The sequence below is a fragment of the Parafrankia sp. FMc2 genome (genome assembly GCF_041008525.1).
GTDB lineage: Bacteria > Actinomycetota > Actinomycetes > Frankiales > Frankiaceae > Parafrankia.
Map to the genome: position 1 here is coordinate 9,633 of NZ_JBFLUG010000066.1, position 25,203 is coordinate 34,835.

Annotated in this window: 3 protein-coding genes; all 3 read right to left on the reverse strand. The window is 72.0% G+C overall.

Annotated elements, in window-relative coordinates; all coding sequences use genetic code 11:
* Position 1: 1 nt before the first annotated feature.
* From AB1460_RS21545 to AB1460_RS21555, 3 genes are read right to left on the reverse strand one after another with little or no spacing between them, the layout of a single operon-like run.
* A complete protein-coding gene (locus AB1460_RS21545; protein ID WP_368963628.1) occupies positions 2–14,737 on the reverse strand; it encodes an SDR family NAD(P)-dependent oxidoreductase in 14,736 nt (4,911 codons plus the stop codon).
* Positions 14,734–24,039, reverse strand: coding sequence for an amino acid adenylation domain-containing protein (locus AB1460_RS21550; protein WP_368963630.1), 9,306 nt, complete (start codon positions 24,037–24,039; stop codon positions 14,734–14,736). The genes AB1460_RS21545 and AB1460_RS21550 overlap by 4 nt, the downstream gene beginning before the upstream one ends.
* Positions 24,036–25,202, reverse strand: coding sequence for an aromatic ring-hydroxylating oxygenase subunit alpha (locus AB1460_RS21555; RefSeq protein ID WP_368963631.1), 1,167 nt, complete (start codon positions 25,200–25,202; stop codon positions 24,036–24,038). Before AB1460_RS21555 ends, AB1460_RS21550 begins: the two co-directional genes overlap by 4 nt.
* Position 25,203 lies beyond the last annotated feature (1 nt).

Sequence of the window (25,203 nt, forward strand, 5' to 3'; positions counted from 1 at the left end):
GTCACCGAACTTCCAGAATGCGGGTGTCCCCGAGGAGCGGATGCAGGTGTGGGCCGGCTTCCACCGGCTCTCGTGCTGGCTCCGGATCCGCCACCGATGATTGCTCCGGCGCAGGATCCTTCGTCTTCTTCGCGGTGGCCACAGTAGCCGGCGTCTCCGACACTTCTGGCACCCAGAACCGTTCACGGGCGAACGGGTAGCCGGGAATGTCCGCTACGCGGCGCCCGGTAGCCGCGTGCAGCGCCGGCCACGGCACGGCGGCGGCGCCGGCATTGCACAGCGAGGCGAGCGCCGAGTGCATCTGCCGCAGATCCGGCTGGTTGCGCCGCAGCGTGTGCAGCCAGCTCACCGCCGAGTCGGGCAGCGTCGCCCTGCTCGGCGGCGTGAGGTGGGGCTGCGACCCGATTTCCAGATACACCCCGGGCTCGCACTCACGGTGCAGGGCGGCGAGGGCCTGGGTGTAGCGAACCGGCAGGCGGATCGCGTCCGCCCAGGTGGACGGGTCGGCGACGGTCCGCTCGGTGTGCCAGCCACCGGTCACCGTCGATGCCAGTGGCAGCGCGGGGGGCCGGAACGCCACCGAGCCGACCGCCTCCCGGAAGGACCCCACGGCACCGACCATCGCGGCGGAGTGGAAGGCGTGGCTCACGGTCAGGCCGGTCGTCGGGTGCGCTGTGGCGGCCCGGAACCGCTCGACGGCCGCGGCCGGCCCGCTGACGGTGATACTGCGCGGGGCGTTGTAGGCCGCGATCTCCACTTCCGGGAACGCGGTGAGCTCCGCTTGAAGCGCCCCCGCCTCGGCGGTGACGACAGCCATGGTCCCGTCCGCGGGCTGTGCCTGCATGAGCCTGCCTCGCAGAGCGACCAGCGCGAGCAGATCCGGCAGGTCGAGGACGCCGGCGACATGAGCGGCGGTGAGCTCCCCGACGCTGTGGCCGATCACCATGTCGGGGCGCACCCCCCAGCCGCGCAGCAGGGCGGCCAGGGCGACCTGGACGCTCACGATGGCCGGCTGCGCATACCGGGTCTGGTGGATGTGGTCCGCGGACGAACCGAAAAGCACATCCAGCAGCGGGAGGTCGGTGTGCGGCCGCAGCAGCTCGTCGCACTCCTCCAACGCCTGGCGGAACACCGGCTCCGCGGCGTACAGCTCCCTCCCCATCTCCGGGTACTGCGATCCCTGGCCGGTGAACAGATACGCCACCGGGGTCCGCCTGCGGGTGAGCCGGACCGCCGCGGTCTGTCCCCGGGCGACCCGACGCAGACCGTCCACGAGCTGGTCGCGGCCGGAGCCAGCCACGACAGTCTGGTACCGCAGCGCCGCCCGTCCCGTGTTCGCGGTGTAGCAGAAGGCGTCCAGGGCGTCCTCCGACTCCGCACCCAGCCGGTCGGCGTAGGCGGCGGCCAGTTCGCGTACCGCGGACTCGGTGACACCCGCGACCCGCAGGAGATGGCTGCCGCGCGACGCCCTCGGCAGCCGGTCGGGCACCGGCGGCTCCTCGACGATGAGATGCGCGTTGACTCCCCCCATGCCGAAGGCGCTGACACCCGCGCGCCGAGGCGTGGGCCCGGCGGACCACGCGGTCGAGCGGTCGACCAGGTAGAACGGCGTCCGCTCGAACTCCACCCGGCCGTTGGGCCGCTGTACGTGCAGGGTGGGCGGGATGGTGCCGTGCTCCATCGCCAGCAGGACCTTCACCAGGCCGACCAGTCCCGCCGCCGGCTCCAGGTGGCCGAGGTTCGACTTGACCGACCCCAACGCGCAGAACTGGTTCTGGTCAGTACGCGCGCGCCAGGCCCGGGTGACGCCGTCCACCTCGATCGGGTCACCGAGGCTGGTGCCGGTGCCGTGTGCCTCCAGCAGGCCGATGGAGGAGGGCTCGACGTCGGCGTCGGCGAGCGCGGCGGCGATCACCTCCTGCTGGGCCCGGACACTGGGCGCGGAGTACCGGGTGGTCCGGCCCCCGTGGTTCACCGCCGTTCCCTTGATCAGGCCCCGGATCCGGTCGCCATCGCGCACGGCGTCCGGTGCCCGCCGCAACACGACGGCGACCGCGCCCTCGCCCGGCACGAATCCGTCCGCGGAGTCGTCGAACGCCCGGCAGCGCCGCCGCGGCGACAACGCCCCGAGGTTGTCCATGGACAGGAAGTACTCCGGGCTCACGGCCGCGTGCACAGCTCCGATCACCGCGGTGTCGATGTCGCCGGCGCGCAGGTGCTGCAGGGCCGTGTGCACCGCCACCAACGAGGAGGAGCACAGGGTGTTCACCACGAGGCTGGGTCCGTGCCAGTCCATCAGGAAGGACAACCGGTTCGGGATCATCGCCTCCAGGCCGAGTCCTCGGCCTTCGGAGACGCCGTGACGCACGCGCTCCTCGTGGTAGTGGTCGTGGCTGTAGGCGATCCACAGACCCGTCCGGTTGCCGGCGACGCGCTCACCGAGCTGCCCGCCGTCTTCCAGCGCCGACCAGATGACCTCATAGAGGATGCGTGCCTGGGGGTCGATCAGCGGGGCCTCTCGGGCGGAGATCCGGAACGGGCCCGGGTCGAACTCGTCGACCCGGTCGAGGAAGGACGCTTGTGGGATCTCGGCGGCCCCCGGCCGCCGGCGGCCCTCTGGAAGCGGGCCGACAGTGTCCCGGCCCTCTCGGAGCAGCGCCCAGAACTCCGCCGGCGACTGGGCAGTCGGCACCCGCACCGCAGCACCGACGACCGCGACGTCACGGGCGGAGATCCGATCGGTCGGGGCAGCGGACCCGATAACCGCGGCCGAACCGGCCACAGCGGCGGCCGCAGTCACAGCGGACGGCTCGTCGACTCGGGTCGGCTCCGCCGCCGGGGCGACGAGAGGTTCCGCCGACGGTACGGGGGCATGGCCGCCAGACGGGGCGACGCTCTGCGGCGCCTGCGGCAACCGCGGGGCCAGCCCGGCGACGAAGTCCGGGGCCTCACCCGCCAGGTAGTCGGCGAAGACCTGCGCCGTCGAGAACTCGAAGAACACCGCTGGGTAAAGCGCCAGGTCGTACTCACGCGAGAGGCGGTCGCTGAGGTCCACCAACCCGACCGAGTCGAAGCCGGCCGAGAGGAATTCGGTGTCGGCGTCGTCCTCGTCGATCCCGGCCTGCCCGAGGAACCACGCCAGGGCCCGCTCCGCCGGTTCCACGCCAGCCGGCGCCGCCGCGGCCCTGCCATGCGACGGCCGGGCCCGGGGTGCGTCGGCGGCCGGCGAGAGATTCGCGGGCACGACGGCGGCCGGCGCGGGGGCCGCGGGGTCGGGGTGTCCGGCGAACGCCTGCGCGGGCACACGCTTCGAGGAGAGGTCGACGAACACCAGCAGCGGGATTCCCGACTCGTCGGTGACGGTCTGCGTCACGCGGCAGGCCTCGGTGTTCCAGAACGCGACGTCGGTGCGGACGTAGGCGGCGTTCTCCAGCGACCCCAGCACCTGGATGCGTCCGACGGACAGCGGGATGAAGGCCGCCGCGTCCCGGGCACCGAACACCGCGCTGCCCGGGTCGATCGCCGCGATGGTCACGCTGTCGAGCAGGCCTGGGAACAGGCGTGCCTCCGGCGGGTTCATCGCGCGCTGCCGACCGCCCTCGATCCGGGCCAGGGTACCGCCGCCGGAAAGCGCGGCCACCCAGGAGATGTTGCGGTAGTACCGGCCATGGTGATAGCCGATCCGGCGCAGCCAGCGGTAGACGTCGGAGCCCGCGTGCGGCTGGCCGCACATCGGTAGAAGCGTGTCCAGGGGAACAGGCTGCGGCGGCGCGGCGGGCGCGCTCTCCATCTGCCCGGTGACGAACGGCCCCTCGTCGTCGCCGATCGTGAATCGCCCGTCGCCGTGCACCCGGCAGATCACCCGCGACGCCTCGGCCGGTAGCAGGGGCCGGTGGAACAGCACGTCGCGCGTGCCGTGGAAGGTCTCGCCCCGCAGTTCGACTCCCTGCCCGAGGAAGTCGAACCAGGCGACGCCCGGCAGCATCGCCGTCCGGTAGACCTGATGCTGCGCGATCAGCGTCTCCCCCGGAGAGAACACCCGCGAGAAGGCATAGCCGTCCGGACCGTCGGCGTCCAGGACCACGGGTGAGCCGGCCTGCGGGGAACGCAGCGGCTCCCGCAGGTCCAGCGAGACGCCTTCGAGCTGTGGTGCCGGCAGGAGCCGGGTGACCCACGGCATGCCCGCCTGGAAGGCCTCCCAGTCGACGGCTCGGCCGGCCTCGTACCGCTCCACGGCCACACGTGCCCGCTCGGCGTCGGGGCCGACGACGTCCGCGGCCGCGGAGCGCTCCGGGGCAGTGGCCAGCAGCCGTCCGCGCAGCGCCGCGGCGAGCTCGGCGGCGTTCACGCCGGTCACCGCCAGACGCACGGACCGATGCGGACGTGCCAGCCGCGCCGTCGCGCACACGTTCCCCAGATCCCCGGCGTTCGCGGGCAGGAAGCGCAGCCACTGGGCGGCCAGCTCGCGCAGCGCGGCGTCGCTGCCGGCGGACAGCGTCAGCACCTCGACGGTCCGCGACGCACGTGGCTCCGGTTCCCGCACCGGCACCGCCTCTGCGACGACGTGCCCGTTCGTGCCGCCGAAACCGAAGCAGCTCACCCCGGCCCGGCGCACCGCGGACCGCGGCCACTCACCGGACTCGGCAGGCAGATGGAACGGGCTCTCCTCCAGCCGCAGCCGGCGATTGGGCCGCTCGACGGCCGTACCCGGCAGCAGTCCGTCACGCAGGCAGGTCAGCACCTTGGCCAGGCCGGCGAGCCCGGCGGCGGAGTGCAGGTGGCCGATACGGCGCTTCAACGAGCCGAGCGCCACGGATCCGGGTGCCATCCCCTGCCGGCCGAAGACCTCCCGCAGCGCCTGCACCTCGATCGGGTCACCGATCATCGTGCCGGTGCCGTGCGCCTCGACGTACTGCACGGTGGTCGGATCAACCCTCGAGTACACGTCCTCGAGCAGTTCGACCTGTGCCCGCAGGTTCGGCGTGGTGACTCCCATGGTGCGGCCGTCGTTGTTCACCGCCGACCCGGTGATCGCCCCGAGCACGAGGTCGCCGTCTGCGAGGGCGGCGGCCATCGGCTTGAGCACCATCGCGACGGCTCCCTCTCCGGGCACGTATCCGTTGGCCCGCTCGTCGAAGGTGTGGCACAGGCCGTCCGGCGAGAGCGCGCCCGTCCGGGACAGCAGCACATAGGTGAGGGGGTCGATCAGCAGGTCGACAGCGCCGACGACGGCGAGGTCGCAGGCTCCGGCCCGCAGGCTCTGGCAGGCGAGCCAGACCGCCGTGAGCGAGGAGGAGCAGGCGCTGTCGACGACCAGGCTCGGTCCGGCCAGGTCGAACCGGTCCGACATCCAGGCGGCCGTGAAGTTCTGCGAGCGTCCCCAGAGCGCGGCCGGGTTCGGCGGGCCGATGTCGGTCGGCGCGAGGCCGCGGCCATGGTCGAAGCCGTAGGAGTTCATTCGCGCGGCGACGTAGACGCCCGCGGCCAGCCTCGGCCGCCGGCCGAGGTAACCGGCGTCCTCCAGAGCGCGGGAGCCCACCTCGAGCATCACCCTCTGCTGCGGGTCGAGCAGGAGCGCGTCCGCGGCGGTCAGCCCGAACGCGGCGTGGTCGAAGGCGAAGGGGTCCGACAGGAACGCACCGCGTTCGTGGCGGCCCTGGTGGTCGCCGTCGCCGAGGTACAGATCGCGTGCCCAGCGCCCCGCCGGGACATCGCTCACCTCGACCGAGTCCTGAGCGAGCATCCAACGCAGATCTTCGACGTCCTCCGCGCCGGGCAACCGCACCGCCAGGCCGATCACGGCGATCCGTTGATCCGTCGGCGCGGCTCCCCCGCCGCCGGGGGCAACCGCAGGCGAGGTCACCTCGGCTGTCCCCGCGAGAACGGCCGGGGGCCGCGCCGCGGCCGGTTCCGGCCCGGATGTCGCGGCGGATGTCGCGGCCAGTCTCGCCGCGAGGTCGGTACCGCTCCTGGCCTCCATGACCGTCGACGGATCGACGGTGTCGCCGTGCCGGCGCTCAATCGCTCCCACCAGGCTAGCGATCATCAGCGAGTCCAGACCGAGGTCGGCCAGCGCGCAGTCGCCGGGATCAGTGCCGAGAACCTCAAGGAATGCGTCTCGCACGAGCCTGAGGGTGGACGCCGGCGGGGCGGGCGACGCCCGTCCCGCGCTCACCGGGATCGGCGGCGCCTCCCGCAGCTGCCGCGACACCTCGGGCCGCGGCGGCGACACCTCCGGCCGCGGCGGCGCCAGCCTCGCCCCAGGGAAGATCACCGCGCCGCCGGAACGCAGGTGCGCGTCGAAGGCGGCGAGCCCTTCGTCGACCGAGATGGCGTGCGCGGCGCCGAAGGAAGCCGCCGCGGCCAGCCCCACACCCGTCCAGTCGGGCCAGGCGTGCGCGGTGACGACAGTGGAATGGCCGCTCTCCCGCTCGGCCAGGGCGAGCTGGTAGGCGTTGGCGAGGGAGTAGTCGACCAGGCCGCGACCCGCGTCCGCCAGTACGCCGGCGAGCGACGAGACCAGCACCACGAAGTCGGCGCCCTGCTCCTGGGCGAGCCGGGTCAGATGCTCCGACCCCGACCGTTTCGGGGCCACCACCCGGGCCGCGGCCGTCCATTCACGACGGCGTACCGGGCCGAGCGGATTGGCGACACCCGAACTGTGCACGACACCGATGAGGCGACCCCAGCGGGCACCGAACCGAGCCACCGCCGCGGTCACGGCCGTGGCGTCCGACACGTCGCAGGAGACGTAGTCGACCTCCGCGCGCAGACTCAGGTCCCGGAGCGGTCCGTCCTGACCGAGGTCGACCGCCGAGCGGCCGAGAATGCCGAGCCGGGTGGCCCCCCTGTCGACGAGGCGACCGGCCAGCCGCCGACCGACCGCGCCGAGCCCCCCGGTCACGAGGTAGTACCCGTCCGACTCCATGGGCGTGGATGGCCCCGCCGTCGCGGGTGTCTCCCACATGGTGTGACGGGTACCGCGCCGGTAGGCCACCGTCCTCCCCGCGCTCCGCTCCTCCTGCGGCGAAGCCAGTTCGGCGAAGATCTGCCGGGCCCATGCGGCCGGAGAATCGCCGGGATCGAGATCAAGAACCAGCGCGGTCGACCGGATCTCCGCGCAGGCCGCGCGAATGGCGGCCGCCCTCGCCGCGGCGTCGGGCCGCAGCCGCGCGCGGTCGGACTCGTCGACCACGGCCATCCCGTGATCCACCCACACGACCGTGTCGGCCGTCAGGGAGCGCAGCACCGTCCAGAAGTAGTCCTCCAGGCCGTCGCCCGCGCCGAGCATCACAGCCGTGTCGGTCGGTGCGCCCGCCGGGGCCACGGTCACACCGAGATCGCGCAACGCGTCACGCAGCGCGCCCACACCGACGCCGACCAACGAGACGGTCATCCCGCCGCCGCCGCCGGCCGCCGCACCACCGCCCGCCGCCACGCCGTCGCTGACCGGGTCGAGCCGCCAGGTCTGCCGCACAGCGGTGGGTGCCTGGCCGGACGTCGTACCCGGCTCCCGCCAGAAACGATCACCGGCGAACGGGTAGGTGGGAAGATCGGTGACACTCGCCCCGGGCGCGGACAGCGCCGCCCAGTCGACGTCGGCGCGACCCCGCCGGATGGCCTGCGCGATCGCGGCCCGCTCCTGCGGAGCATCCGGCTGGCCGGGTACCGACTCGTCGGCCTCCACGACCGGGAGCCGACCCTCGGCGATGTCACGAAGCCCACGCACCGTGTCCTGCGCGGTCCGCCCGTACACCGCGGACTGGAACCGCAACGGCGACCGACCGACGTTGGCGGTGTGGCAGAGGTCGACGAGTTCGGTGTCGCTCGACGCCGCCGCGAACCGGTCGGCATAGCTCTCGGCGAGCCGGCGCACCGCCACCTCACTCGCCCCACTCACCCGCACCACAAAACCGTCCTGCGACGACGACCGCGACCGCACCACCGCCGGCGCCTCCTCCACCACCACATGCGCATTCGTCCCACCCATCCCGAACGCACTCACCGCCGCCCGCCGCGGCACACCACCACCCACCCACTCCACCGGACGATCCACCAGATAGAACGGCGTACTCTCGAAAACAATGTGATCATTCGGACGCCGCACCCGCACCGTCGGCGGAATAACCCCGTACCGCATCGCCAACAACACCTTCACCAGACCCGCCAACCCCGCCGCCGGCTCCAGATGACCAATATTCCCCTTCACCGACCCCAACGCACAGAACTGCGACCGCGACGTGAAACCCCGCCACGCCCGCGTCAACCCCTCCACCTCGATCGGATCACCCAGCCCCGTACCCGTCCCGTGCGCCTCCAACAACCCCACACTCCCCGGATCCACCCCCGCATCCACCAACGCCGCCACCACCACCTCCGCCTGCGCCGCACTCGACGGCACCGTCAACCCACCCGACCGACCACCATGATTGACCGCCGTACCCCGAATCACCCCGTGAACACGATCCCCCGCGCGCAGCGCCGCCCCCAACGGCCTCAACACCACCGTCACCACACCCTCACCCGGCACAAAACCGTCAGCCGCCGCATCAAAAGGCCGCGACACACCGGAAGGGGATATCGCCCGCAGATTGTTCATGGCGGTGTAGTGCAGGGGAGAAATACCGAGTCGCACACCGGCGACGATGGCCTGATCGCATTCTCCGGAACGGAGGCTGCGCACCGCCGTGTGCAACGCCACCAACGACGACGAACACAACGTGTCAATCGTCATACTCGGCCCGCGCAGATTCAGGAAATGACTGACCCGGTTCGCCAGGAAGGCGTTGTGATTCCCCAGGCCGCTGGGGGCGTCGAGCTCCGGACCGATGTTGTGGTCGCGATAGTGCTGATAGCTCGCCCCGACGAAGACCCCGGTGGACGGTGACATCGATCGCGGGGGAATCCCGGCCGATTCCAGGGCCTCCCAGGCCGTCCGCAGCAGCCAACGAACCTGCGGGTCGAGGACCTCGGCCTGAGTCGGGAAGAACTCGAAGAAGCCCGCGTCGAACTCCTCGATGTTCTCCAGGAACGCGCCGACGGCAGGTCCGTCTGCGCCGGACCGGTCGCCCCAGCGGAAGGCGGGTGCGGGTCTGATCGCCGAGGAGCCGGTGTTCAGCAGCGACCAGAACCGCTCCGGGTCACCGGCGCCGGGCAGCGCGCACGCCAGCCCGACCACGGCGACATCGGTCGGCTCGACGCCGGGGACAGGCTCGGCCCGCCCCGCCGGCTCCACCACCGTCGCCTGTGCCGCCGGCACCACCGGGACCGCCGGGACCGCCGGGACCGCCGGGACCGTGGCAGCCGTCGACACGGTCGGACCGTCGTCCCGCGCGGCCCCGGCGGCCAGGAGGGCAGCGAGCGCACGCGGGTCTCGCGCGTCGAGCACGTCCATCGGCGTGACGGAGACGCCGAGACGTTCGGTGAGCCGCACGGCGATCTCCGTGGCGAGCATCGAGTCCAGCCCGGCGGCGGACAGCGCCGTACCTTCAGTGATCATCGGATCGCGCATGGTCTCGCGCACCACGGCGAGCACAGTTCGGGCATCCGGCTCGCCACCGCCCCGTTCGGACGGCGCGGACGACGCGGACGACGCGGTCCGCGGCGCGGCGGGCACCGAACGGTAGACGACGTCCTCAAGCCGGACGAGTGGGCGCCCGGTGGGATCGAGCAGCGTCACCGTGCCGCGCCGGATCCCAGGATCCGTCTCGGCGGCACGCAGGTGCGCGAAGGCCGCCTCAGCCGGGTCCCCCCACCGCACCGTCCGCCCGATCGATACCGGAAGGTAGGCCCGGTCGGACTCCTCCGGATCAGCCAACGTCAGCACGGCCATGCACTGCAACGCGGCGTCGACCGACGCCACCGCTCGTGACGGGCCGGGGTCGCCGGTCGCCAGCCCGGCCAGGACACCATCCGGGCAGTAGTGGATGTCAGTGATCGCGGTCAGCGGCGAGCCGAACTCCATGCCGTGGGCGGCGAACCACGCGTAGAGCCCCGCGGGGTCGAGCCGACGGTGGTAGTTCGCCCGCACCTCGTCGACAGCGTGCGCGGCCGGTTCGGGCTCGGCGGGACCGTCGAGCCGAAGCCGAGCGATGACCCGCTCGCCGTAGCGGAACGTCACCGTGCTCCCCGAGATTGCCCCCGCCAGGTCGCTGTGCAGGTCACCAGCGCCGGCGCCGCGCGCCAGGAAGGTGGCGTCCCGCAGGACGGCCGCGGCGCCCAACGACCGCACGACCAGCAGCGCCGCCGGCACGGTCGGCTCGCCGAACACGCGATGCACTGCCATGGCTGTCTTCACGACGGCGGAGCCCGGGGCGTCGGCGTCGGCGTCGCGGTTCCGGGCACCGGGTGCTCGGAACGGGTACGGAGGAAGGTTGACCCTGCGGGTGGGAGGTCCGGTGAACAACGCGTCCAGATCGACGTCCTCGCCGACGACGAAGCGTCGCGCCGCATCCGCCAGGTCCCGTGCTCGTGACAGATCCCGCCCGACCGCCGGAGTCGAGCCGTCGAGCACCTGGCCCGCGATGTCCTCCCCCGACTCCAGTACTCGGCGCAGCCCCGCCGCCAGCCCGTCCGCGGTCGCCGCGATCACAGCGACGCGGAACGCCCGGTGGTCCCGGCCCGACGCCGCGGAGCGGCACAGCTCGGCGGCGCCGACCGCATGACGGTCCGCGAGCCAGCGCTCGACATCCGCGACCCGGCGTGCAAGGGCCTCGGGAGTGTGCGCGGACAGCACTAGAAGATGCTCGCCCGCCGACGGACCGGGCGAGGAGGCGGACGCCCGGCCCACGGGCGTGCCCTGCCCGTCAGGACCGCCGGCGTCGCCCGTGAAGTACTCCTCGACGATGACGTGCGCGTTGGCGCCGCCCATTCCGAAGGCGCTGATGCCCGCCCGCCGCAGCCCGTCCACGGTCCACGGTGTCGCCCGGGTGGGCAGCACGAGCGGGGCTGCGGAAAGGTCGATGTGCGGTCCGGTGCTCCGGAAGCCGGCCAGCGGCGTGATCTCACCGTGCGCCAGGCACAGCAGCACCTTCACCAGGCCGGCGAGACCGCTCGCCGGCTCCAGGTGGCCCAGGTTCGCTTTGACCGACCCCAGGTGGCAGGGGCCGCGATCGACACCGTCTCCCAGTACCTCCGCGAGCGCCGCGATCTCGATCGGGTCGCCGAGCCGGGTTGCTGTGCCGTGGGTCTCCACCATCGAGATGTCCGCTGGCGCCAGGTTCGCGTCGCGCAGCGCGGCGCGGATGACGGCGGCCTGCGCGGCGCTGCGCGGCACCGTCAGCGCGCTGCCCCGCCCGCCGTGGTTGACGGCTGTTCCGCGCAGAACGCCCCAGATGTGGTCGCCGTCGCGCTCGGCGTCGGCCAGCGGCCGCAGCATCACGGCGATGGCGCCCTCGCCGGGCACGAAGCCGTCCGACTCCTCGTCGAAAGGCCGAGGTCGGGTCGGCGACAGGGCTCCGAGCCGGCTCAGACTACGGTAGTACCAGGGTGTGAGGCCGACATGGCAGGCCGCGACCAGCGCCGCGCCGCACTCACCGCGCCGCAGCGCCGCGACGGCCTGGTGCAGCGCAACCAGCGAGGACGAGCAGAGCGTGTCGACGGTCTGGGACGGGCCCGTCAGGTCCAGCGTGTACGAGATCCGGTTGGCGAGGAACGCGTTCATGGAGCCCAGGGCGGTGTGCGGGCCGACCTCGGCGAGCCCGTGCGCGTCCCGGTGATGGGTGTAGGTCGCTCCGACGAACACGCCGATGTCGCGGCGTCGCGCGAGCCCGCTCCCGTCGACCACCGACCAGGCGTGCTCCAGCAGCAGTTTCTGTTGCGGGTCCATCTCGTCGGCCTCACGCGGGGAGATGCCGAAGAACCGCGGGTCGAACCGGTCCATCTCGGTAACGAAGGCACCGATTCGGCAGTACGTGCCGTTCTCCTGGCCGCGCCGCTGATAGTGCGCGTCGACGTCCCACCGGTCGCCCGGCACCTCGGTGAACACATCGCCGCCCGCGCGCAGCACGGACCACAGCTCGTCCAGGTCCGACACTCCGGGGAAGTCGCCGGAGACGGCCACGACAGCGATGTCCCGCGCCCCGTCCCGAGCTACTTCCCGGACCTCGCCGCCTGCGCCCGCCGATTGGTCGGCGGCGCCTGCCACGACAAGGGTCGGCGCCGCGGCGGGAGTCGATCCGGATGTCTCCGAGGACGACGGACGCGCGGGCGGATGTGCCGTGTACCGGTCCACCAGCGCCGCCGTCAGCTCGGCGACGTCGTCGTACTCCAGAAACAGCGTGGCGGGAAGCCGGGTGCCCCAGCGGCGGGACAGTTCCTCGGACAGCTCGACACTCAGGATCGAGCTGATCCCGTAGTCGGACAGCGGGACGGACGGATCGAAGCCGGTCAGGCCGAGGCGCTCGGCCAGGAAGGATCCCAGTTCCTCGGCGACTCGTTCCCCCGCCGCCGGCGACTCCACGCCGGCGGGCGGCACCACACCAGTCGGCGGCACCACACCAGTCGGCGATGCCACACCGGCGGACGACGACTCCGAGGTCGGCGGGCCGGGCCGGACGTCCGTCCGCGCCGCCGTCTCGGCGGCCGTCTGGCGCACCGGGGGATGCGCGGCATCGGGGTGAGCGATCACCACCTGGCGAAGCCCACTGGCCAGCGCCGGAGAAAGCGCGTCCAGGGCCTCCTCCGTCGCCAGGGGCCGCACACCGCGCCGCTGGAGCTGGTCTGCGACCGCGGCGCCCATGCCGATCTCGCCCCACAGGCCCCAGTCGATGCTCAGCCAGGGCGGCCCGGAGTACGCGTAGGCGTCGAGATACGCGTTGGCGGCCGCGTAACCGCCCTGCCCGAGGTTGCCGAAGGCACCCGACACCGAGGCGAACAACACGGCGAAGTCCAGCGCCGAGACGTCCACCACCGCGGCCAGTGCACGGACCGCGGTGGCCTTGGGCCGGAGCACCTCGGCCAGATCCTCGGCGGACATGCCTCGGATCAGGCCGTCCCGCAGCGTCCCCGCGGCGAGTACGACTCCGTGGAGCGCGCCGTGCCTGTCCTCGAAGGAGCGGATCACCGTCGCGAGCTCGTCCCGATCACAGACGTCGGCCGCGTACGAGGCGACCGCGCAGCCGTGCCCGGTGATCTCGGCCAGCGCGCCCTTGTCGAGGCGAGCCCCGCCGGACCGGCTCACCAGCGCCACCGCGCCCGCACCGTCGCGCGCGAAACGGCCGGCCACCGCCAGGCCCAGGCCTCCGTGCCCACCGATGATCAGGTAGCGGCCTGATCGCCGGACCGGCGTCGGCTCCCGCGACGCCTCGAGCTCCACGCGCACGGGGGCCAAGCGGACACCGTGGCGATAGCCGATCTCGACGGGGCCGTCACCGAGCTCGGCCAGTACGGCCGCGGCATCGGAGGTGGCGTCGAGATCGACGAGGCGCGGACGCAGGCGCGGATACTCGATCGCCGCGGTGCGGACGAGGCCCCACAGCGCGCCGCGGGCCGGTATGGGACGGTCGTCCCCCGCCACGGCCTGGCCGTTCTCCGTGACCACGACCAACCGCGATGCGCGCTGCCGGCCGGCCAGCGTGCGGACCATGGTCGCGAAGCCGTTCAGGCCGTCGCGGAGCTCCTCCTCGTCCTCACGGGCGGCGCCGGTGGCCGGCAGGTACACGACGCCCGCGATGTCGTCGGTGACACGGGACCAGAAGGCGCCCCAGTTCGCCTCGTCGCAGACATCCTCGTCGTCGACGGTCACGACCTCGGCTCCGGCGGCGCGCAGGGCACCCGCGAGCGGATCCCCGAGCCGCGCCCCAACCGCCCGGCCGCCGACGACGACCCAGGTACCGGCGAGTTCCGTCGCCCGCGGCGGTGGGTCGGCCGGCGACCATCGGATCGCGGTCAGCAGGCCCGGGGCGAGCGCGGGAAACGGGACGGGGACGGGGTACCGCAGGCGCGCGCCGGTCAGTTCGGCGAGCGTCCTGCCCAGCGGGTCGACCACGATGGCGTCCCCCGCCGCGTAGGCGCCCGTGACCTCGGTGCGCCGGGCCACCACCCGGAGCTCGCCCGCCGACGGGGCCAGCGGGCCGACCAGCGTCAGCCGGGACACTGCGATCGGCACCATCGGCCGCGGGTGGTCCGGATCGTCCTGCAGGGCGCAGCTCATCACCTGCAGCACACCGTCGAGCAGCAGGGGCTGGGCATACCACGGCTCTGCCGACGCGGGGAGGCTCAGCGACGCCTCCGCCACGCCGTCGCCGACCGAAAGGCTCCGGATGGTCTGGAACAACGGGCCGTACTTCAGCCCGGAGCCGCCCCATCGCGTATAGAGGTGCGTCGGGTCGACGGATACGGAGGCCGCGGGCACGGCGAGCGCGGGTACGGCGAGCGCGGGTACGGCGAGCGCGGGACCCGGGGACAGGCGGCGGCCCAGACCGCCCGAGATCCGAACGCGCCGCGGGTCGGCGGGGTCCGGGCCGTCCAGTCGCGACAGTTCGAACTGCGTCGGGTCGCCGGGAACGGCGTCCAGGCGAAGTGTGCCCCGCTCCTCACCCGTCATGGTGAACGGGCGGACGAACTCCACACCAGTCAGCTCGACCGGGGTGAAGGGGCCGGCACCAGTGACAGCGACGATCGCCATTTCCAGCTGGATCGCGGCGGGCAGCATCGCGACGCCACCCGAGCGGTGTTGGGCGAGAATCTCGTCCGCGGCGCTGAACGTCTTCTCGTAGGTCTCGGTACGACGGGTCACAGTGCCGCCCCCTGAGTCTCGTAACGGCGGTCGAACAGCGGATGCGCGGCCGGCTCGTCAGGCCGGGCCGAGGCGCCCGCCAGCACCGACGGCACCGCCAGCGGCTGCCGGTCGAAGGGATAGCCGGGGATGTCCGTGGTGCGGTGGCCCTTGCCCGCGTGGACGGCCTGCCACAGCACCTCGGCGGAGCCGTCGCTGTAGTGCGCCGCCACTGCGGCGTGCAACTCCGGCTGGTCGGGCCGGCCCCGGCGGAGGGTGTGCCGCCAGCGCAGATCCGAGCCGGGCAGGGTCGCCCGCGCAGGTGCCGTCAGCGCCGTGTCCGGGCCGATCTCCCAGAACACTCGTGCGCCGCCGTCGTGAATCCGGGTCAGCGCCTCGGCGAACCGCACCGGTTCGCGGATCGCCCGTGCCCACGCCGCCGCCGCATCCGTCTCCGGCTGCTCGGTGTACCAGTCGCCAGTCAGGGTGGAGGCGAACGGGACACGTGGCGCATTCCGGGGGGTCACCTTCATCGTCGCCTCGAACCCGCCAACCGCGCCCGCCATGGCGGCCGAGTGGAAGGCGTGACTCACGGCGAGCCGCGTCGTCCGGAACGGCGCCTCGGCGCGGAACCGCTCGACAGCCGAGGTAGGCCCGCTCACCGTGATGCTCGTCGGGCTGTTGTAGGCGGCGACCTCCACTTCTGGATGGCCGCTGAGGGCGCCGCGCAACACGTCGGCGTCGGCGAGGACGGCCGCCATGGTGCCCGCGCCGGGCTGCGCGTGCATGAGCTGCCCGCGCGAGGCGACGAGCCGCAGCAGATCCGGCAGGTCGAAAACGCCGGCCGCCCAGGCGGCGGTGAGCTCGCCCACGCTGTGCCCGACGACCATGTCGGGCACGACGCCCCAGGCTTCGAGCAACCGAACCAGAGCGACCTGCACGCTGACGATGCCGACCTGCGCGTAGCGCGTCTCGTCGAGACTGCCCCGGGCGGTCCCGAAGAGAAGTTCCAGCAGCGGCTGGTCGCAATGCGGCGCGAGGAGCTCGGCGCACTCGTCGAGCGCGGCCCGGAACAGCGGCTCCGCGTCGTACAGACCGCGGCCCATGCCCGCATGCTGGGAGCCCTGGCCGGTGAACAGGAAGGCGGTCAGCGGCGGCTGGTTGGCGCGGCGACCCACGGGCCGGGTGCCGGCGGCCACCTCGGTCATGGCGGACGCCAGCTCGGCGCGCTGCGCGCCCGAAACAGCCACCCGGAACCGATGCGAGGCACGCCCGACATTGGCGGTGTACGCGATGTCGCCCAGTGGCTGGTCGGAGTCGGCCAGGTGGGCGGCGTAGCTCTCGGCGAGCCGGCGCACCGCCATCTCACTCGCCCCACTCACCCGCACCACAAAACCGTCCTGCGACGACGACCGCGACCGCACCACCGCCGGCGCCTCCTCCACCACCACATGCGCATTCGTCCCACCCATCCCGAACGCACTCACCGCCGCCCGCCGCGGCACACCACCACCCACCCACTCCACCGGACGATCCACCAGATAGAACGGCGTACTCTCGAAAACAATGTGATCATTCGGACGCCGCACCCGCACCGTCGGCGGAATAACCCCGTACCGCATCGCCAACAACACCTTCACCAGACCCGCCAACCCCGCCGCCGGCTCCAGATGACCAATATTCCCCTTCACCGACCCCAACGCACAGAACTGCGACCGCGACGTGAAACCCCGCCACGCCCGCGTCAACCCCTCCACCTCGATCGGATCACCCAGCCCCGTACCCGTCCCGTGCGCCTCCAACAACCCCACACTCCCCGGATCCACCCCCGCATCCACCAACGCCGCCACCACCACCTCCGCCTGCGCCGCACTCGACGGCACCGTCAACCCACCCGACCGACCACCATGATTGACCGCCGTACCCCGAATCACCCCGTGAACACGATCCCCCGCGCGCAGCGCCGCCCCCAACGGCCTCAACACCACCGTCACCACACCCTCACCCGGCACAAAACCGTCAGCCGCCGCATCAAAAGGCCGCGACACCCCGGAAGGCGAGAAGGAACGGAGACGTGAACCCAGCTGGAAGTACTGCGGAGAAACACCCATGTGAACGCCGGCGACGATAGCCTGATCACATTCTCCGGAGCGGAGGCTGCGCACCGCCGTGTGCAACGCCACCAACGACGACGAACACAACGTGTCAATCGTCATACTCGGCCCGCGCAGATTCAGGAAATGACTGACCCGGTTCGCCAGAATGGCGTTGTGGTTCCCCAGGCCGGCCGCGGTCTGCACAACCTCGCCGACGACCTGGTCACGGTAGTGCTGATAGCTCGCCCCGACGAAGACACCCACCGACTCGCCGGACAGCCTCCCGGCCACTCCAGCATCCTCGAGCGCCCGCCAGGCGGACTGGATCAGGTGGCGCTGCTGCGGGTCCATCCACTCGGCCTCGGCGGGCGAGATCTGGAAGAAGCCCGGGTCGAAGCTGGTGAGCTCGTCCACGAACCCGGCCCGGCGCAGGTACACCGTGCCGGCGGCCGGTTCCTCGGAGTAGTAGGCGTCGATGTCCCAGCGAGACTTCGGCACCTCCTGAAGGCAGTCCTGCCCGTCCATCAGCAGGCGCCACAGCTCGGCGGGGTTCGCCGCACCGGGGAAGATCCCGTCCAGGCCGATGACAGCGATGTCCTGCGCACGCACCTCGGCCTGGTCCGCCGCCGGTTCAGCGACCGCCGCCGGTTCAGCGACCGCCGCGGGAGCGGCGGAAGCCACCGGAGGCGCGGAAGCCACCGGAGGCGCGAGAGTCGCGGGAGCGGCCGGCGGCGGGGTCCGGTCCTGCGAGCCGTCGGCGGGAGGCACCAGCGCAGGTACCCCGTAGCCCTCCCTCAGGTCGCGGGCGAGAGCGGTCACGGTCCCGGCCTCAAGGACAAGGGTGATCGGGATGTCCACGCCGAGTCGCGCCCGGATGTCCTGGGCGAGCGACACCGCCAGCATCGAGTCCAGCCCCTGATCCTCCAGCGGGCGGTCGAGATCGAGTGCCTCGGGATCGATCTCGAGGGCGCCCGCCACCCACTGTGCGAGGGCCCACTCGATGCGGGTGGCTGTGCCGGGGCGGTGCCCGTTGCTGGTCGCCGACACCGACGCGGCGTGGGGTCTGCCGACCCGAGGCGACGATGCCGGCGAACGGTCCGGCCGCTGCGCACGGTCCGGCTGCGCGTCCGCCCCGGGGGGCGGCGCCGGCCGCGAGGCGGAGAGGCGCTTCCAGGTCACGCCGCGGGCCTCGAGCAGGAGACCGGCGCCGTCGGTCATCACCAGGCTTGCGGTCAGGACCCCCGCACCGGACACAGGCCTGTCCTGGCGCGCGTACACCCGCACGGTGGCGGGCAGCGTGCCCTCCACCGTCAGGCGGTCGATGAGGAACGGCACGTACAGCCCGTCCGCACCGCAGGCCGCGAGCGCAACCTGGAACGCACCGTCGAGCAGCCGGGCGTCCACCTGGCCGTCCGTCCGGTCTACCCGCAGCGTCCCGACCGCCTCGCCCGGGGCCACCGCCAGCGACGTGAGGCACCGGAACGTTGCGCCGTACCGCAGGCCGTGCCGTTCGAAGTCCCGGTAGACGGCGGCCAGGTCGACAGCGTCGAATCCGTCCACCGTGCCGGGGAAGGCCAGGACGGACTCGCCGGCCGCGGTCGGGCGCGTGTCTTCGATCTCCGCCTCGCAGACCGCGACTCCGGCGTCGTCGTGGAACACGATGGTGTGCTCCCGGCGTGCTGTCAGCGTCGCCGGCGGATACACCGGTGCGCCCAGGCGCATGCGGCGCAGGGTGAACCGGTCCCGACCGAGGAGCTCTGCGACCCGGCCGGGGTAGCTCGCCCCGGGAAGGGTCGCCCTGTTCAGCACGATGTGCTCGGCGGCCTGCGGATGCTCCGACCAGGTGCGTTCTTGCACCGGTTCACCCACGGAGGCTGCCGGTGCGACGACGGGCGGCGTGGCTATCCGCTCCAGGTCCGCGGGTTCGAGCCACAGCCGGGTCGGTGCATGAGGGGCGGTCGGGAACCGCACGCCGTGCCGGCGCGGCTCCGCCGCGAGGTCCGCGCCCGCGACGAACCGAAGCGCCGCCGCCGCCAGACCGGCGCGACCGGCCGCCTCCTCCGGCACGGGCTGGACCGAGGTTCCGTGAGCCTCGCCCAGATAGACGGACCGGGCGGTACGCACACCGGCCAGGAAGAGGCTCAGCTTGTCGTCGAGCTGCTCGATGCTGTCGGCCACACAGGCCAGCCGGTGACGCGCCGGCGTCCGTCGGCGACTGGCCGCGCACAACGCCGCCAGCGGCGGACAGAGCGGCGACCTGATCATTCTCACCAAGCGGCCGGCCAGCCCGAGCAGGGCCTCGGCCGATTCGGCTGACAGCACGAGCAGGCTGATCGTCTGGGGTTCGGCGGGCTTTGCCGGCGGCGCTTCCAGGACTGCATGGGCGTTCGTGCCGCCGAAGCCGAAGCTGCTCACTCCCGCGACGCGCGGGCCGGACCAGGGCAGCAACCGGTCGGCGACGAACAGCGGCGAATCCTCGAACGGGAACGCCCTGTTGGGGGAGCCGAGGTTCACGGAGGCAGGGATCTGCCCGGCCTGCATCGCCAGGATCGTCTTGATGACTCCGGCGATACCGGCCGCCGGTTCCAGGTGACCGATGTTGGTCTTGACCGAGCCGATGGCTACCGAACCGGGGCCCGCCCCGCCCAGGACCGCCCGCAGTGCCTCCAGCTCGATGAGGTCGCCCAGCTGGGTGCCCGTTCCGTGCGCCTCGACGTAGCCGAGGCTGTCCGTCCCGGACGCGGTGAGCGCAGCCCGCAGGACGGCCTCCTGCGCAGGGCGGCTCGGGGCCGTCAGGAAACCCGCGTCGGCGCCGACATGGTTGACCGCGGTGCCGCGGACCACGGCGAGCACCGGATCGCCGTCCCGCTCCGCATCGGCGAGCCGCTTGAGCAGGATCACTCCGGCGCCCTCGCCGCGCACGTAACCGTCGGCGCCGTCGTCGAACGTCCGGCACAGGCCGCGGGGCGAGAGCATCCCGTTGCGGGCGAACGAGCGCGTCTTGTCCGGGGTGAGCACCAGATTGGCGGCGCCCACGACAGCCGCATCGACGGCGCCGGCGCGCAGCTGGGCCGCGGCCAGATGCAGAGCCACCAGCGAGGAGGAGCACGCCGTGTCCACGGTGAGGCTCGGGCCGGACCAGCCGAACACATGCGAGACACGGTTGGCCAGCATCGACATCGCGCTGCCGGTGGCGACATGGGGGTCGTCGTGCCCGACGCTGCTGGCCACCAGTTCCGGGAAGTCACTGGCGATGGTGCCGACGAACACCGCGGTGTTCGACCCCAGGGCTGCCGCGTCGTACCCGCAGCTCTCCAGAGCCTCGTCCGTAACCGACAGGAGCAGTCTCTGCAGAGGGTCGAGTCGGCGTGCCTCCCGATGGGAGATGGTGAACCGGTCAGCGTCGAACAGTTCGATGTCGTTGACCCAGGCCGCCGGCATGCGGTCCGCCTCGGCCCAGAGATGGCCCCAGCCGCGGTGGTCGGCCGGCGCCGGCCCGACGCTGCGGACGCCCGCGGCGAGGTTGGCCCAGAACTCGTCAGGTGTATTCGCGCCGGGGAACCGGCATGCCAGACCGATCACAGCCAGGGGTGCCTGGTGGTCACCGTCCCGAGGAGTGGGGAGGGAGGACGCCGGTACGGCGGACTCGACCTCGGCGGCGCGCCCGGCAGAGGCCACGGTGGCGGTGGCGGCGACGCTGGCGCTGGCGGCGGGTGCAGCGACGGACTCCAGTAGCCCTGCCAGCCTCACCGGGGTTCCGGTGGCGATGATCTCGGGCGCGCCGACCTCCCGACCCAGCTCGCGGGTGAGGGCTGCGGCCGCGACGACGACGTTCGCCGAATCTCCGCCCAGGTCGAAGAAGTTGTCGTCGCCGGCCATCTCGGCACGGCCCAGGACCGCCGCGAAGACCCGGCTGACGGACCTGACCACGTCATCCTGTGCGCGGCGGCCGGGGCCCGGTTCGTCTGGAGCCCCCCGGTGCTCGGGGCCGGCGGTCCGCGCCACGACCGGCGCCGACGCCTCTGCCAGAACCGGGACCTCTGCCAGAACCGGGGCCGGCTCCACGGCCCGCTGCGCCACCGCCACCGCTTCCGACGGCGCAGCGCTCGGCGGCGTGCTCGAGCGAATGATCGTGTCACCGGTCGGTCTCGGGAGCCGCGCCCGGTCTGTCTTACCGTTGCCGGTCAGCGGCACCGCGTCGATGAGCACGTAGAAGCCCGGCACCATGTACTCGGGCAACCGGGCCGCCAGGAACGCGTCGAGCTCCGCTTTTGCGGGCCGGCGCTCGGCCACCAGGTAGGCGGTCAGCCGGGGCTCGCCCAGCCCCTCGAACGGCACGGCGATCACCACAGCCGCCCGGATGCCAGGGGCCCCTTCCAGCGTCCGCTCGATCTCGGCGGGTTCGATCCGGTTCCCCCGGATCTTGACCTGGGAGTCGGCGCGCCCCAGCCATTCGATCGACCTGTCGAGATGGCGCCGGGCCTCGTCGCCGGTGCGGTACATCCGCGTCCCGGTCTCCGGGTGCACGATGAAGACATCCGCCGTGCGCTCCGGCGCGCCCACGTAGCCGCGTGCCAGGCCGGCACCGGACAGGTACAGCTCACCGGTCTCGTCGGGTGCACAGGGTCGCAGGTCGCCGTCAAGCACGTGCAGAGCCAGCCTCGGCAGCGGTTCCCCGAGCGGGAGGAAGCCCACCGATTCGTCCACCCGATGAGCCGAGACCCAGATGGTCGCCTCGGTCGGGCCGTACAGGTTCCACAGTTCGCGGGACGTCGCGCGCAGGCGCTCCGCGAGTCTCGTCGGCAACGCCTCCCCGCCGGAGAGCACGGCGAGCCGCTCGTGCGGCGTCCAGCCGGTCTCCAACAGCAGGCGCCACAGACTCGGGGTGGCCTGGGCGACGCTCACCCCGCTGATCAGCCGGGCCAGGTCCCGCGGGCTGCGCGCCTGCTCGCGGGACGCCAGCTCCACGGTGGCGCCAAGGGTCAGCGGCACCAGTAGCTCAAGCAGCGAGATGTCGAACGCCACGGTCGTGTGGGCCAGCACGATGTCGTCTGAGGTGATCGACAGCCGCTCGCCGATACCGGTGAGGAAGTTCCCCAGCGCGGCGTGTTCGATCTCCACGCCCTTCGGCTCGCCGGTCGATCCACTCGTGAACAGCACGTACGCGAGGTCGGAGCCGGTGACGGCCGGCGGGACGGGCATCGCAGAACCGTCGGCGGGCGGCACCGGCACGGCGGTGCCGAGCGAGTCACCGAGTTCCCTGTTCGCAGCGTCGGTGACGACCAGCGCGCAGCCGGACCTCTCGATGTACTGACGGAGCCGTTCGAGCGGATAGGACGGGTCGAGCGGCAGGAAGGCAGCACCGGCGCGCAGAACACCGAGCATCACCGGAATCAGGGCCGGACCACGTTCGACGAGCACGCCCACGGTCGAGCCCGGCTCCGCACCCCACACCGACAGATGGGCGGCGATCGCATCGGCCCAGGTGTCGAGCCTGGCGTAGTCGATCTCCTGGGTCCCGCTGCGCACGGCCACGGCGAGGGGGTGGAGCCGCGCCGCAGCGGCGACGAGCTCCAGGACGGTGTCGATCCGCTCTCTGGCAGTGCCGGTGTCGGTGTCCGCGGCGGTGTCGGTGTCGGTGTCCGCGGCCGCACCGCTGGTACCGGGTCGGAGCGCGGACAACGCCAGTTCCTCGACATGCTCGGCGAACGACAACGCACTCTCGGTGTCCATCGCCGTCCGCCGAACGATCACCGCCGGCGCCTCGGCGGCGGCGAACAGGAGGATCACCTCGGCGTCCGCTTCAGCCTCGGCCGCCTGCTCTTCGTCGCGTTCCACAACTGCGACCCCGGTGAACGTCGGCGTGTCGGAGCCGATCGGACGGGGTGAGACACCGACCCTCAGTTCCAGGTCCGAGGCGTACCCGCCACGGGCAGCCGCCTCGTCGAAGTGACCCGCCAGACCACGCGGGTCGTCGGCGTCGTAGCGCACCGGGAGCCGCGGCGCGGCGATTCCGAGCGTCCTCGCGGCCCGCCGGGCAGCCGAGGCCGGGGACCAGGCGAAGTCGAACACGCGCTGACCTGTATGAGCGGAAAGGGCGGCGAGAAAGGCGTCGATCACCGCCAGCACCTCGCTCCGCGCGACCGGCAGGTAGGCCAGTTCGCAACGGATGTAGTGCGCCGCGTCAGCGGAGAAGTCCCGGGTCGGGATCGCGGCCGGCACCAGATCGCCCAGCCGCGCCCGCCACCACGGCTCGTCATCACGCAGCTCCGGCTGCGCGGCCGCGATCGCCTCCAGCCGACCGGCCGGCGGTACCGGCGCGCCCACGGTCAGTCCGAGGCGCTGCGCCGCCGCCCGGGCGCTCAGCGCGCTGCCATCCATCCCGGCGAAATCGCTGAACACCAGGTCAGCGTCCGTCCCCGCCACCGTGATCGCCGACTCTGTGACGGCGGCGACGACCGCAACAGGACGGCGTTCCTCACCGGCCAGCCTCCGGACCTGTCGGGTGAAGACGGCGCCCCGGTCGGTGACCAGCGTCGGCAGACCCAGCGGATTGGGGAACGAGCCGTAGTCAAGCGCCTTGGAGATCCGCTCGGCATCGACGGTCGAGGTACCGGAGTGGATCAGGCCGCCGCCGGCCATTCGTGCCGCGCGACGGTAGAACCGCCGCTCCCGGGTGCCGACGTCGACCGGGTCGGGCAACGTCCGCGAACTGATGGGTTCGACGAGCCTCTCGAACAGCTCGACGCCGATCTCGGCAGCCTCATAGGTCAGCGAGATCGCCGTCGACAGGTGCCGAACGGGGAACCAGCGTTCGAGAAGTACGGCGCCGGCGTCCACCTCGCGGGTCATGACATGCCAGGTCACCGCATGCCGTTCGGCGCCCTCGAACAGCGCCCAGGCCGCCACATGGCTACCCGAGTACCGGGGCAGCGGGCCATCGTGGAAGTTGATGGCGGCGACCTCCGGCAGGGCCAACACCTCCGGAGTCAGGATTCGGAAGTTCACCACGCTCAGCAGGTAGTCGAACGGCTTCTCCCGCAGCGGGGTCACCAGGTCGCCCTGCGGGTCGAGCACCCGTACGCCGTTCTCCCCCGCCCACGCCACCGCCATCGGGTCGTCGGTGAAGATGCCCTCCACCTGTACCCCGGCCTCCAGCAAGCGGGCCGCGCACCGGGTCAGCACCCGCGTGCCGCCGATGAGGTAGCACCGGACAACGCCGCTCATCGCGTGCCCCCGGCGGTCCGTGCCACCCAACTGTCGATCTGCGAGACGACCTCCTCGTCCAGGGAGAGCTGTCCTGGAGCCCAATGTGGGTTCGCCAGCCCGCGGTGCGTGCGCTCGCACATCTCCCAGTCCTCGTAGTTCGCCTTGTCCCACAGCGCGAAGACCGCCTCGTGGGAGAAGTCACTCCGCACTGTCTCAGTCGGGTGGAAGAGCCAGAAATGACGGACGTAACAGGTGCCCGGTGTCTCGGGCCAGACCCACTGCATGAACACATAGTCGGCGGTGAAGGCGAACAGGAGGTTCGGAAGAATGGTTATCCAGTTGACCTTTCGCAGGTCACCGTCGGGGACGAGCGGCATCGGGGCACGGTCGCTGCGTCCGGTCATCGATATCGAGTTGTAGTCATCCCGGATCGTCTGCCAGGCGCCGACGAGGTCGCCGCTGAGGTCGTAGGTTCCGGCGTCGTCGAAGTCCGTGATGCGGTGCAGGTCCTTGTGCGCGGTCGGAAAATGCAGGCTCTCGTTGACGTTGTGCGCGACCAGTTTCCAGTTGCAGGCCACGGAGTAGTCCTTCGCCTGCACGCACTCCAGCTTGTCCAGCTCGTACACGCGCGCGAACTCGCCGAACTCGCCGAGCGTCTCGTCGAGGTCGGGAAATCCGCCCGGGGCAGTAGCCTCGTCGGCGAAGTTGACGAACACGACTCCGTGGCGGATCTCGGTCCGGATCGGCAGCAGGCCGTTGGCGCTCTTGTCGAAGAAGTGGGGAAGGTAGGTGCCGTTGTGGCTCTTCAGGCGCCCGTTTCTGTCATAGACCCAGCAGTGGTACATGCACACAATGCTCTGCCGGCGGCCGACCGCCTCTTCCACCAACTTGTACCCGCGGTGCCGACAGTAGTTGTGGTATGCCTGGACCCCGTCGTCGCCGTGTAGCAGAAGCACCGAGCCCGTGCCTATGCCGACGGTTGAATAGGAGCCCTTATCCCGCAGCCGCGAAACATGCTCCACGGGCAGCCAACGCCGCCCGTAGATGCGGTCCATCTCGCGACGGAACTGCTCCTCACCGGTGTAGAACTCGTGCGATCTGCCTCGGCCACCGGTCTCGTAGTAAGGACGGTCCTCCGCCTGCTCGCCGATGAGATCGAACATGCTCGACGGCTGCGTCATC

Coding starts and splice junctions, on each gene's coding strand:
- AB1460_RS21555 (WP_368963631.1), bottom strand. CDS start 25,202: ATGACGCAGCCGTCGAGCATGTTCGATCTCATCGGCGAGCAGGCGGAG.
- AB1460_RS21550 (WP_368963630.1), bottom strand. CDS start 24,039: ATGAGCGGCGTTGTCCGGTGCTACCTCATCGGCGGCACGCGGGTGCTG.